The sequence below is a fragment of the Pseudomonas sp. S9 genome, assembly GCF_000222125.1.
Lineage (GTDB): Bacteria > Pseudomonadota > Gammaproteobacteria > Pseudomonadales > Pseudomonadaceae > Aquipseudomonas > Aquipseudomonas segetis.
This window is the reverse complement of sequence record NZ_AFFX01000011.1, coordinates 41,041-54,085: the sequence shown is the minus strand read 5'-3', so window position 1 is coordinate 54,085 and position 13,045 is coordinate 41,041. Positions and strand designations below refer to the sequence as shown.

Below are 13,045 nucleotides of genomic sequence, written 5' to 3'. Positions count from 1 at the left end.
ATGCTCGACAGCAGGATGGAACGCCTCGAAGGCAAGCTGACACCGGCTGAACGCACGTTGCTGGCCTATATCCAGGCCAACCAGGAAACGCTCGCGTTCGAGACTGGGGCAACGCTTGCGGCCAAAAGCGGTGTCAGCCCGAATACTGTCAGCCGCTTTCTGCGCCGCCTGGGTTACAAAGGCTTGAAAAGCCTCAAGGAAGAGCTGCGTGATGATGTGCGAATGCAGTCGCTACTCAACACCACACTGATTGAACGTATGCAGCAACCCGAAGACCTGGTTGCTCACTTGCATCAGGAAGTGGCCGCGCTCAACGAGTTCGCCGACCAGCTTGGTAGTCAGTATTGGCGCGACATAGTCGCCAAGGTGAGTCAGGCCGAGCGCGTATTTGTCTGTGGTTTCCAAACGATTCGCGGTTTGGCTGAAGACTTTGCCAACCGATTGGCCCTGGTACGCTCCGGTGTCGAATTTCTAGATCTGTACAGCGGTGTGCTCGGCCAATGGATCGACAGTCATGACCAGCGCTGCTGCGTGATCCTGATCGACATTGCACCCTATGCAGACGCTGGGATCTCCTTCGCACAGAACTGCCTGAGGCAAGGCACGGACCTGGTGGTTTTCACCGATGAATATGGGATTGCCAAACACATCGACACGCCCAGCATCATCACCATGAAGACCAAGACCGGCTTGATCCTGGAGTCGACCGGTGGCCTGACCAGTGCGCTCAACGTGCTATTGCACTGCGTGGCCACGCAGCATAAAGACCAACTCAAGGAACGCCTTAACGCTTATCGAGACCGGGTCGAAAGCCTGCGTCTATATCGCGCGACCAGCAAGTGAAAGTCCCCCAGGCCGGGCACTGATCATAGCCACACAAAAAATCCCGCACACAGCGGGATATTTTGTGTGGCTGAGCCTGGTTAGATCCCGCTTTTTACCTTGCTCCAGATCCGCGTGCGGATGCGGTCAATCTTGAGCGGCATGGCTTCGAGCGTGTAGAGCTTGTCCATGGTTTGTTGCGGTGGATAAATCTTGTGGTCGGCCTTCAGTATCGGGTCGACCAGGCTGTCGGCAGCGCTGTTGCCGTTGGCGTAATGCACGAAGTTAGTGATATTGGCCATCACTTCGGGTTGCAGCAGATAATTCATAAATGCATAGCCGGCGGCTTCGTTCTTGCTGTCGGCGGGCATGGCAACCATGTCGAACCAGAGCGGCGCGCCCTCTTTGGGTACGACATAGTCAATATGCACGCCGTTGTTGGCGTCTGCGGCACGGGTCGCAGACTGCAGGATGTCGCCCGAAAAACCTACGGCTACGCAGATGTCGCCATTGGCCAGGTCGCTGACATATTTCGATGAGTGAAAATACAAAACGTTTTCACGCATTTGCAGGAGCAGGGCTTCGGCTTTCTTATAGTCGGCCGGGTCCTTGCTGTGATGGGGCAGCCCCAGGTAATGCAAGGCGATAGGCAAGAGTTCGGGACCATTGTCCAGTATCGCAACCCCGCATTTGCTGAGTTTCTTCATGTTCTCTGGCTTGAAAATGATGTCCCAGGAATCAAGTGGAACATCATCGCCAAGCACCGCCCTGACCTTGTCGACGTTGTAGCCAATGCCGGTGGTGCCCCATAGATAGGGAAATCCATACTGGTTACCCGGATCATTGGTCTGCAAGGCCTTGAGCAAGGCAGGATTGAGGTTTTTCCAATTGGGTAGCTGGCTCTTGTCCAGGATCTTCAGGGCTCCACCCTTGATTTGCCGCGCCATGAAATGGTCCGAAGGAAATACCACGTCATACCCCGAATGCCCGGCCATCAACTTGGCGTCTAGCGTCTCGTTGCTGTCGTAGACGTCGTAGTGATTACCAATTCCCGTGGCATCCTTGAAATTTTCCAGGGTGTCTGGAGCGATATATTCAGACCAGTTATAGATGCGAACCGTCTCCGCCGCATGGCATGTGGAAGCCAGCAACAGCATTGGAATGAGTTTCTTGAACATGACGCTAACCTCTGTTTTTTGTTGTTTTGTATTGCTTAAAAAATCAGCACATAGCTTTTGCGCAGGGTTTCCTGGATATCCCAAACCCCCATTGAATTGGCCGGAAGTAAAATTGCATCACCGGCTTCAATCACCACGGGCTCGCCTCCATCCGGGGTGAAGGTGGCGCGACCGGCAATAAAGTGACAAAACTCCTGTTGCACAATCTGCCGCCGCCAGCGCCCTGGCGTGCACTCCCAAACGCCGGTTTCAACGCCGTCGGAACGCTCGACACTGTGGGTCGAAGCAATCGCAACGGGCTCACCGAGCGGTACGGCAACCGGATTGGATTCATCCAGCAAGAGAGTTGCGGTCTGTTTGAATTGAGTGATGCTCATGGTTGTGCCCCGTTGGGTTTTGAGGTGGTTCTATTGTTGCCCATGCGCTCAGCGCATCAGGCCTTCCATAAATCCGGCCAGACGCTGGGCAAGTTGACGCCGCCAAGGCGCCGTTGCCGGGTTGGCCAGCACGCGATCTTCGTGGACAAAGCTTTTGATAATGGCGTTTTAGCCAAGCCAGCGGCAGGGCTCCGGCTCCCAGCCAGACAAGGCGCTTAGCGGTGTATCACCCAGCACCCATGGTTGCTGGGTGAGCAGGTTGTCCTGGCCCAGAATCAATGAAGCCAGGGTTCGGCCGCCCAGGTTGCTGGCACCGACGCCTTCGCCGCCATAACCGCCAGACAAGGCGATACCGGCCTTGCGGTCAATCAGCATGTGCGGGCGGAACCGCCGGGCAACGCCCAGGTTGCCGCCCCACGAATGCGTCAGGCGCACGTTGCGCAACAGCGGGAACAACTCGCCAAACAGGTAGCGGCGCAACTCAAGCTCATGCTCTTTGAGGGTGAAGTCGCTGCGCAAACGACCGCCGAACTGATAACCGCCACGGGCACCAAAGACCAGGCGATCATCTGCACTGCGCTGGCCGTAGGTAACCTGGCGACTGCTCTCGCTAAACGCCTGGCCATGCTCCAGGCCGATTTGAGCCCAGGTCTCGGCTGGCAAAGGCTCGGTGGCGACGATCAGGCTTTGCACCGGTAATTGATAGCGCCCGAGCGGTGGCAGAGATGCGGCATAGCCTTCAACCGCCGGCACCAGCCAATCGGCTTTTACCGAGCCTTGAGCGGTGCGCAGAAGCCCCGAATCCCAGTGAGTGACGCGGCTATGCTCATGGATTTTCACGCCCATGCGCTCGACGCACTCAGCCAGGCCGCGGGCCAGGCGTGCTGGCTGGATGGTCGCGCAATGCGGGCTGTATAGCGCGCCATATGGATTGGCGATACGCAACTGCCCCGCCAACTCGGAAGGCGTCAACCAGCGATAATCCTCCTCGCCCAGCCCTTGCGCGCGAGCGGCCTGCAACTGCGCCCGCAGCGTGGCTTCCTGCTCCGGATAGCGGGCGGCGCAATAAAGCACGCCACCCTTGCGGTAATCACAACCGATGGACTCACGATCCAACACGGCGGCAACTTCGTCGGGGATGCCATGCAACAGTTGGTGTGAAGCCTGTCGCGCCTGGGCACCCAGACCGGCAAGCAGCCGGTCACTGCCGAGCAGGTCACCGATCAACCAGCCGCCATTACGGCCTGATGCGCCGTAGCCTGCGGTTTGCGCCTCGACTATCACAATCTTCAATTGCGGCGCTTGGCGCTTGAGGTAATAAGCGGTCCACAGCCCGGTGTAGCCAGCACCAATGATGGCTACATCCGCCTGCAAGTCCTCGCCCAATGCAGGGCGGGCATGCAGCGGCTGGTCGAGCTGATCCATCCACAGACTGATGTTGCGCCAGTTGTTCACGCTAATGCTCCGCTCAATTTCAGGTTGAGCGCAGACTATTAACTTGGCCCATGGCCTGTCTTGCGTGCGGGTACGCAAGGAAAAATTTGTGCACACCTCGCTTAAGTCGGCCAGCACAAAGCCCTCGGGCCAGGCTCACCATACAAATTCAGGCCAAAAAAAAACCGGCCTCAAGGAGGCCGGCTTCTGACTCAAGCCAGGAAGGCGCTACTGCGCGAGCTTCTTGTGGCGCACACGATGCGGCTGGGCGGGTGCATCGCCGAGGCGTTTCTTGCGATCGGCTTCGTACTCGGTGTAGTTACCCTCGAAGAACTCGATGTGCGAGTCGTCTTCGTACGCCAGGATATGCGTGGCGACGCGGTCAAGGAACCAGCGATCGTGCGAGATCACAATGGCAGCGCCAGGGAAATCGAGCAATGCTTCTTCCAGCGAACGCAGGGTTTCCACGTCGAGGTCGTTGGACGGTTCGTCGAGCAGCAAGACGTTGGCGCCCTCTTTCAAGGTCAGCGCCAGATGCAAGCGACCACGCTCACCACCGGAGAGATCCTTGACGAACTTCTGCTGATCGCCACCCTTGAAGTTGAAGCGGCCGACATAGGTACGCGACGGCACTTCATAATTACCAATCTTGATCATGTCGGAGCCATCGGACACGGCTTCCCACACGGTCTTGCTGCCGTCGAGGTCTTCGCGGCTCTGGTCTACACAGGCCATCTGCACGGTTTCACCGATCTCGATGCTGCCCGAGTCTGGCTGTTCTTTACCCATGAGCATGCGGAACAGGGTCGACTTACCTGCACCGTTACCACCGATCACACCGACGATGGCACCCTTTGGCATGCTGAACGACAGGTTGTCGATCAGAGCGCGGTCGCCGTAACCCTTGCTGACGTTGACGAAGTCGATGACCTTGTCACCCAGGCGCGGACCTGCCGGGATATAGATTTCATTGGTTTCGCTACGCTTCTGGAATTCCTGCGACTGCATTTCCTCGAAACGTTGCAGACGTGCCTTGGACTTGGACTGACGTGCCTTGGCGCCTTTGCGCACCCACTCCAGTTCGTCCTTCATGGCTTTCTCATGGGCCGACTGCTGCTTGGATTCCTGGGCCAGACGCTCAGACTTGGCTTCAAGCCACCAGCCCGAGTAGTTGCCTTCGTACGGGATCCCCGCGCCGCGGTCGAGTTCGAGAATCCAGCCAGCCACGTTGTCGAGGAAGTAGCGGTCGTGGGTGATCGCAACCACGGTGCCCGGGAAATCATGCAGGAAGTGCTCGAGCCAGGCGACCGAATCGGCATCCAGGTGGTTGGTCGGCTCGTCGAGCAGCAACATATCCGGGGCCGACAGCAGCAGGCGGCACAGCGCAACACGGCGCTTCTCACCGCCGGACAGGTGCTCGACCTTGGCGTCCCAGGCTGGCAGGCGCAATGCATCGGCCGCGACTTCCAGCTGGCGCTCCAGGTTATGGCCGTCCGAGGTTTGCAGGATGGCTTCGAGCTTGGCCTGCTCAGCGGCCAGCTTGTCGAAATCGGCATCAGGCTCGGCGTAGGCGGCATATACCTGATCAAGGCGCTCCTGTGCATCCTTGATCGCGCTGACGGCCTCTTCAACCACTTCGCGCACGGTCTTGCTTGGGTCGAGAACCGGTTCCTGCGGCAGGTAACCCACGTTCAACTCGGGCATTGGGCGCGCTTCGCCATCAAACTCGGTATCGACACCCGCCATGATTTTCAGCAGCGTGGATTTACCCGAGCCGTTAAGGCCAAGCACGCCAATTTTGGCGCCCGGGAAAAATGACAGGGAGATATTCTTGAGGATTTCCCGCTTCGGTGGCACAACTTTGCTCAGCCGATGCATGGTATAGACGTATTGGGCCATGGATAACCTTGATACTTAGACAGGAAACTGGGACACGGGCATGCCGCCTTACGGACAGAGCGGGGCGATACACTCGCTACGGCTACTGGCTCCGTGAATATTGAGAACGCATAACGATTCCGACGACCGGTTTTAAATACCTAGCAAATAGTTATGGAGGCCAATTTACCTAAGCAAATAAAGGCTTCAAGCTATTCTGACTGGCTTAAACCCTTACACAGAGAATCTGTTTACAGGTTCTTACGAGCATGGATTGCTCGCGCGTGAGTTGCAAAGCTACCGGAATGCAGGCTGTAGGGCAAATTACACTCGTCGGACGGGCTGGCACTTTGCCACAATTGTGGCATTCTTGCGGGCCGTGCGCGATCGACTGTTCGCAGTGTGCAAACTTCCCTGTTGAGCCAAACCTTCAGCGCCATTTGTAGTTGCCAGGTCATATAAGTGCCATCTACCGCTTCAACCAAGACTCCGCTCCCGCCGCCAGAGCCTCAAGCTACGCCAATGCGTAGCTCGCTTAAGCGTAGCCTGGTGGTTCTGGTGCTGGTAATGCTGGCACTGCTGCTTTGGCAACTGATGCTTGAATCGCGCAACCTGTTGCAGACTCAACGCCAGCTGGGGCTGGTGTACAGCAGCCAACTGGCCAACAGTCTGAGCATGAACATGTCGATCAAGGCCCAGTCCGCGCAGACCTTGTTGCGCACCAAAGGGCTGAATCCGGAAAGCGCGGATGAAGCACACAAGCTACTCGAAACCCTTACCGCCATTTACCCGGCCATCGACAGCATCGCCAGCCTCTCCTCCAGCGGCGAGATTATCGTCGACAGCGCTGCCGGCAAGGCTGACGCAGACTTCATTGCCAGCCTTGTCAGTCGCCATCATGACGCGGCCTACCACTATGCATTCACTGCCGAGCCTGACGGCCGTTATTACCTGCTGCTGAACAAGGAAGACGGTTATTGGCTGTTACGCTTTGGCAGTGGCGCCATCGCCAGCTGGCTACGCAACCAGCAACTGGATGCTTACCAGTGGCTCTTGGAAGACCGCCTGACCCAACGCGCCATTGTCGGCCCGCACAGCAATGCCAGGACCGGTAACCGAGTATTTCCACCGGTAACCGCCAGCGACCTGGCCCAGACTATCCATATCTCGCCGATTGAACACAGCGACTGGCAACTGCGCGCCTTATTCGACGAAGACCTGGTCTGGGCCCAGCAACTCCCCACGCTCGCCGGTAAATTCCTGCTGTTTATCCTGTGTTCGGGCCTGACCCTGCTCGCGCTATACAGGCTGCTGCTCGATCAAAGCCGCCTGCACCAAGCCAATGCCGACTCGAAACGCTCGCTACACCAGGCAGCAAGCGCGCTTGGCGCCATCGAGGAACGGGTTCTGGTTACAGACAGCCAAGGCTATATCGAATATTTGAACCCCCAGGCGCAAAGCCTGTTTGGCTTGACCGACAAAGCACGCGGGCAACATATCTTTGAAATGTTGCCGCAGCTTGATCCGCTATTGCTGCAAGGCAACGCGTTCGGCAGTGACATCAGTTCCGAACCGCTGGAAATTGAGCTCAAGGGCCAGAAGGGTTTATTCGATATCAACCGCAGCAACCTGAGCGATGGCGAGAATCGCAATGGCTACGCCTGGGTCCTGCGTGACGTCACAGACGAGCAACACGCCACGCGCGTGCTGCTCAATGCGCGCCGCCGCTATCAGGACATTTTCGACGGCACCAGCACCGCACTGTGCGTGCTCGACCTTGCAACGCTCATGCAATACCTGGGTGATCAGCAGGTCACCTCAGCCGACGGGCTGGAGCAGTGGCTGCAAGACAACCCTGAACAGCGCCAGCAACTGCCGCGCCTGATGCGCGTGAGCGAAACCAACCATGTCGCCCTGCGCCTGCTCAAGGTCAACACGCCAGGCGAAATCTGGGAGCTGTTGTTCAACCGTGGCGAGCTGGATCTGGCCGACTATCGCGGCGAATTGCTTAACGCCCTGCTGACCGGGAAAAGCCAGTTTGATCAAGAAATCAGCCTGCTTACGCCCGATGATCAAGAGCGCCACCTGTGGCTGCTGATCAACCTGCCCGAGGACGAAGAAAACCTCATTTGGGTAACTCTGAGCATCCCCGACATTACCAGTCGCAAGCACACCGAACTGTCGCTGATCGAACGCGAGCGATTCTGGTCAGGCGTGGTCCAGGCCGTGCCCGACACACTCTACGTGCATGACTTGAGCAATAAGTCAGTGCTCTTCAGCAATCACCATCTGGGCCTGCAGCTTGGCTACGACCTGCAGGAGCTGGACGCCTTTGGCGAACGTTTCTGGGAACATCTGCTGCACCCCGACGACAGCGACTACTATCACCGCATCCGCAACCTGCAACACGTGGTCGGCAACGGTATCCTGCTTGAGTCACAGCTGCGCTGGCGCCATCGCAATGGCGACTGGCATTGGTTCAGCATTCGTGAGCAAGCGCTGTCGCGTAACGCAACAGGCCAGGTTGATCGACTGATAGGCGTAGCCAAGGATATTTCGGAGCAGATCGAGCACAGTGAATCCCTGCGCGATAGCGAGCAGCGCTATCGACTGCTGGCTGAAAGCACCTCGGATGTGATTTTCTCGACCGACAGCCTGTTGCAGGTTGACTACATCAGCCCCTCGATCAAGACCCTGCTCGGTCACGAGCCCGAGCAGGTAAAAGCCCAAGGCATGTTCAGCCTGGCCGCCACGCCCGCGCAGCTCAAGGAGCTGAAGGAAATCGTCGATGAGTTGCGCACGGCGTTGGGCGATCCGATGCGCATGGCTGAACTGGCCAGCAAGCTGCAACCACGGCTGTTTATGTTTGACTGCCTGCGCAGTGACGAACGCAAGGTCCCGATGGAAGTGCGTTTAGTCCCCATGTGGGACGAAAACAATCGATTCAAGGGCCTGCACGGCGTGGCCCGCGACGTGACTCAGCACCGTCGCGTTGAGAATGAACTACGCATGGCGGCCACGGTTTTCGAGCACTCAACCGCCGCCATTCTGGTTACCGATCCCGCTGGCTATATAGTGCAGGTCAACGAAGCATTCAGCCGCGTGACGGGCTACAACTCAACCCAGGTGATTGACCAGTTGCCGAGCCGGTTGACGGCCGACCGACAGCAGGCAAACCAGCTGAACTTCATCCTGTCCCAGCTCAACCAACGCGGTAGCTGGGAAGGTGAAGTGTGGCTCAAGCGACGCGACGGCGAGAACTTCCCGGCCTGGGTCGGCATCACCGCAGTCCAGGACGACGAAGGCGATCTCGTCAGCTACGTGTGCTTCTTCAGTGATATCAGCGAGCGTAAAGCCAGCGAGCAACGCATCCATCGCCTGGCCTACTACGACGCCCTGACCCTGCTGCCAAACCGCACCCTGTTCCAGGACCGGCTGCACACCTCATTGCATCAAGCCGAGCGCGATGCCGAGTGGGTGGTGCTGATGTTTCTCGACCTTGACCGCTTCAAACCCATCAATGACTCGTTGGGGCACGCGGCGGGCGACCGTATGCTCAAGGACGTCGCCACGCGCTTGGCAGCCTGCGTCAATGACAAGGACACGGTTGCGCGCATGGGCGGCGATGAGTTCACCTTGCTGTTGAGTTCCAGCCCCAGCCGCGACAACGCACTCAATCGTGCAATCCACGTGGCCGAGCAGATTCTAGCCAGCCTGGCCCGAGCGTTCGTCCTTGAGGGCCGCGAGTTCTTCGTGACCGCCAGTATCGGGATTGCCCTGAGCCCGCAAGATGGCACGGAACTCAGCCAGTTGATGAAGAACGCCGACACCGCGATGTATCACGCCAAGGAACGCGGCAAGAACAATTTCCAGTTCTATCAAAGCGATATGAACGCCCGCGCGCTGGAGCGTATCGAGCTCGAAAGCGACCTGCGCCACGCACTCGAACAGGGCGAGCTGATGCTGTTCTATCAGCCGCAGTTTTCCGCGAACGGCCAGCGCCTGACCGGGGTTGAAGCACTGTTGCGCTGGCACCACCCGAAACGTGGGCTGGTCGCACCGTCCGAATTCATCCCGGTGCTGGAAGAGCTTGGCCTGGTCGCGGATATTGGCGACTGGGTGATTGCCGAGGCCTGTCGCCAACTGAAGTCCTGGCAGGAACAGGACGTGCGAGTGCCTAAAATATCGGTCAATCTATCGGCCCGCCAATTCGCCGACGGTGACCTGGACAAACGCATCACCCGAATTCTGGGCGAAACCGGCGTCGATGCAGCAAGCCTGGAACTGGAGCTGACCGAAAGCATCCTGATGAATGATGTGGCCAATGCCCTGCAAACCCTGACAAGCCTCAAGCGCCTGGGCTTGAGCATTGCGATTGATGACTTTGGAACCGGCTACTCATCGCTCAATTACCTCAAGCAGTTCCCGATCGACGTACTCAAGATTGACCGCAGCTTCGTCGATGGCCTGCCGCAAGGTGAGCAGGATGCTCAGATAGCCCGGGCGATTATTGCCATGGCCCACAGCCTGAACCTGGCTGTAATTTCCGAAGGTGTGGAAACCCAGGCCCAACTTGATTTCCTGCGCCGCCACAACTGCGATGAAATCCAGGGTTTCCTGCTCGGCCAGCCGATGCGCGCGCACCAGATAAGCGCCCAGTTCAGCGGCACGGCATTATTCATTCTTAATTGATGAGCCCCAAGCCCACGGCAAGGTCATCAAGCTGCCGGCATGAGCCCCACTTGTCAGGCACATGACCGCCATTCATACCCGCACGCCTGCAGTATGGGGTAGAATCCGCACCCTATTTCTTCAGCCCAGCTGTTTTCTCAGGGGATTGCTATGTTCAGCCGTGATTTGAATCTTGCCCGTTTTGACGCCGAATTGTTTGCCGCGATGGAGCAAGAAGCCCAGCGCCAGGAAGAGCACATCGAGCTGATCGCCTCGGAAAACTACACCAGCCCTGCGGTGATGGAAGCCCAGGGCTCGGTACTGACCAACAAGTACGCCGAAGGCTATCCAGGCAAGCGTTACTACGGCGGCTGTGAATACGTGGATATCGTCGAGCAGGTCGCAATCGACCGCGCCAAGCAACTGTTCGGTGCCGACTACGCCAACGTTCAGCCACACTCGGGCTCGCAAGCCAACAGCGCGGTCTACATGGCCCTGCTCAATGCTGGCGACACCGTCCTGGGCATGAGCCTGGCACACGGCGGCCACCTGACCCACGGCGCCAGCGTCAGCTTCTCCGGCAAGATCTACAATGCAGTGCAATACGGCATCAACGACGACGGCCTGATCGATTACGATGAAGTCGAACGCCTGGCGGTCGAGCACAAGCCCAAAATGATCATCGCTGGTTTCTCGGCCTACTCACAGGTTCTCGACTTCCCGCGTTTCCGCGCAATCGCCGACAAAGTCGGTGCCTACCTGTTCGTCGACATGGCCCACGTTGCCGGCCTGGTTGCAGCAGGTGTTTACCCGAACCCGGTGCCATTTGCTGACGTGGTGACCACCACCACCCACAAAACCCTGCGCGGCCCACGTGGCGGCTTGATTCTGGCGCGCAAGAACGAAGAGCTGGAAAAGAAGTTCAACTCGGCAGTATTCCCAGGCGGCCAAGGCGGCCCGCTGGAGCACGTGATCGCAGCTAAGGCGGTGTGCTTCAAGGAAGCGCTGCTGCCCGAGTTCAAGACCTACCAGCAGCAAGTCATCAAGAACGCCCAGACCATGGCCAAGGTGTTTATGGAAAACGGCTATGACGTGGTTTCCGGCGGCACTGAAAACCACCTGTTCCTGCTCAGCCTGATCAAGCAGGACATCACCGGCAAGGAAGCAGATGCCGCACTGGGCCGTGCCTTTATCACCGTCAACAAGAACTCGGTGCCAAACGACCCGCGCTCACCCTTTGTAACTTCGGGCCTGCGTATCGGCACCCCTGCCGTTACCACTCGTGGTTTCAAGGAAGAGGAGTGCCGTCAGTTGGCAGGCTGGATTTGTGAAGTCCTGGCCAACATTGGCAATGACGAAGTGGAAACCAAGGTACGCGAGCAAGTCAAAGACCTGTGCGCACGCTTCCCGGTTTATGGTGCGTAAATCGCCCGGATGGGTAACGCGCTGTTAATCCGTTAAACCTTGGCGCCCAGCGTTTTCGCACAAGTTTGTTTAAACGAAAAAGCCCGCCATTTTGGCGGGCTTTTTCGTAACCAGTGGTTCTTACGCAGGTGTTTTAGCGTAGGCGGCCAGCTTGCTGTCGCGGCTCATGACTTCCATGGTGGAAGCCAGTACTTGCTCGCTGGTGACGTCGGCTGAAGAGAAAATCGTGTTGAAGTTCTCGTGCGTGACCTTGGCAAACTGCGCGCGGTCGCTTGCAGGAATCCCCAGCAGTACAGCGTAGGCATCCAGTGCCTCACCTTGGCCTTGGGCCATGTCTTCAGCGATAGAGTCGAGCATGCCGTTCATTGCAAGCATCGAACGCCCACCATAAGTGAGCTTGCCGCTGGTGCTGCAACCGTTGGTACCGGACGTCATGCCAAAGGTGGCGTTACCGGAGGTGCCGTTGGTTGTACTGGCAAGGAAATGCGGTGCAATGCCACGCTGACCATCAAACAGCATGTTACCCCAACCGCAAGACGGGCCGCCTGGCGCTTCGGCATAAGCCCCAACGCTGGCAACAGTCAGCAAACCGAAAATCAAGCCTTTGCTCAGCAATCGCTTTTCCATTTTTCTTGTGCTCCACCATAATATAAATATAAAACTGCATTAGCAGCTTTGGTTAAAGTAGCAAAACTGTCAAATGAGTTGCGTGAGCCAGCACCACAATTGAGCAGGCCGCCCGCCGTGTCGACCAAGTTTTTAAAGGGGTTTTAGCCAAAAACCACAATTAAAATATTTTTCCTGCCAACCGGGGTATTTAGCTCTTCAAGCTTGACTATAGTGTTGAGAACGCAAACAAGGAGTTAAATATGAGCGACCCGGACACGGAGCGTAGACGCTTTCATCGCATCGCCTTTGACGCACCGACAGAAATATCCCAGGGCGCGCAGCGCTGGGAAGTCAAGTTGCATGACGTGTCGCTCAAAGGGCTGATGGTCGAACGCCCTGCTCATTGGCAGGCCGATCCGCAACAGCTTTTCGATGTGCAGATCAACCTGAGCGAGGCTGCCAAGGTACGCATGGAAGTGACCCTGACCCGTGACGACAGCGGCTTGCTGGGGTTTGTTTGCGAACACATTGACCTTGAATCCATAAGCCATCTGCGCCGCCTGGTCGAGCTCAACCTGGGCGACGAATCCATGCTTGAACGCGACCTCAGCGCACTCGGCAAGGACAGCTGAGCCGCACTGGCTCGGCGCG

At 57.6% G+C, this 13,045-nt stretch carries 8 protein-coding genes and 1 pseudogene; 4 read left to right on the top strand and 5 right to left on the bottom strand.

The features are described from left to right. Entirely contained in the window at positions 1–843 is an 843-nt protein-coding gene (locus tag PSES9_RS0119000) for a MurR/RpiR family transcriptional regulator (RefSeq protein WP_010489622.1), read from the top strand. Positions 844–923: 80 nt separating this feature from the next. On the opposite strand, the gene PSES9_RS0118995 is transcribed toward PSES9_RS0119000, so the two are convergent. The 4 genes and pseudogenes from PSES9_RS0118995 to ettA all read right to left on the bottom strand — a co-directional run bounded on the left by PSES9_RS0118995 (position 924) and on the right by ettA (position 5,710). Then, on the bottom strand, positions 924–2,000 hold the full coding sequence (locus PSES9_RS0118995; protein ID WP_010489621.1) for a polyamine ABC transporter substrate-binding protein: 1,077 nt from the start codon (positions 1,998–2,000) through the stop codon (positions 924–926). Between the two features lie 35 nt (positions 2,001–2,035). Then, positions 2,036–2,377: a cupin domain-containing protein gene (locus PSES9_RS0118990; protein ID WP_010489619.1), complete on the bottom strand. Its 342-nt coding sequence runs from the start codon at positions 2,375–2,377 to the stop codon at positions 2,036–2,038. A 48-nt stretch (positions 2,378–2,425) separates the two neighbouring features. Then, positions 2,426–3,832: pseudogene (locus tag PSES9_RS23925) on the bottom strand (NAD(P)/FAD-dependent oxidoreductase). Positions 3,833–4,039: 207 nt separating this feature from the next. Then, a complete protein-coding gene (ettA, locus tag PSES9_RS0118980; RefSeq protein ID WP_010489615.1) occupies positions 4,040–5,710 on the bottom strand; it encodes an energy-dependent translational throttle protein EttA in 1,671 nt (556 codons plus the stop codon). A gap of 501 nt (positions 5,711–6,211) precedes the next feature. On the opposite strand from ettA, the gene PSES9_RS0118975 reads away from it, so the two are divergent. Beyond that, positions 6,212–10,381 carry an EAL domain-containing protein gene (locus tag PSES9_RS0118975; protein ID WP_010489613.1) on the top strand — a complete coding sequence of 1,390 codons (4,170 nt, stop codon included), beginning with the start codon at positions 6,212–6,214 and terminating at the stop codon, positions 10,379–10,381. 150 nt (positions 10,382–10,531) lie between these two features. Further along, entirely contained in the window at positions 10,532–11,785 is a 1,254-nt protein-coding gene (gene glyA, locus PSES9_RS0118965) for a serine hydroxymethyltransferase (RefSeq protein ID WP_010489612.1), read from the top strand. Between the two features lie 120 nt (positions 11,786–11,905). Here the strand turns inward: glyA and PSES9_RS0118960 are convergent, their stop codons facing one another. Then, positions 11,906–12,412 carry a DUF3015 domain-containing protein gene (locus PSES9_RS0118960; protein ID WP_010489611.1) on the bottom strand — a complete coding sequence of 169 codons (507 nt, stop codon included), beginning with the start codon at positions 12,410–12,412 and terminating at the stop codon, positions 11,906–11,908. Between the two features lie 242 nt (positions 12,413–12,654). Here PSES9_RS0118960 and PSES9_RS0118955 point away from each other — a divergent pair, with 242 nt between their 5' ends. After that, positions 12,655–13,026 (top strand): PilZ domain-containing protein, encoded by a 372-nt coding sequence (locus PSES9_RS0118955; protein WP_010489609.1) that lies wholly within the window; start codon positions 12,655–12,657, stop codon positions 13,024–13,026. Positions 13,027–13,045: the final 19 nt, after the last annotated feature.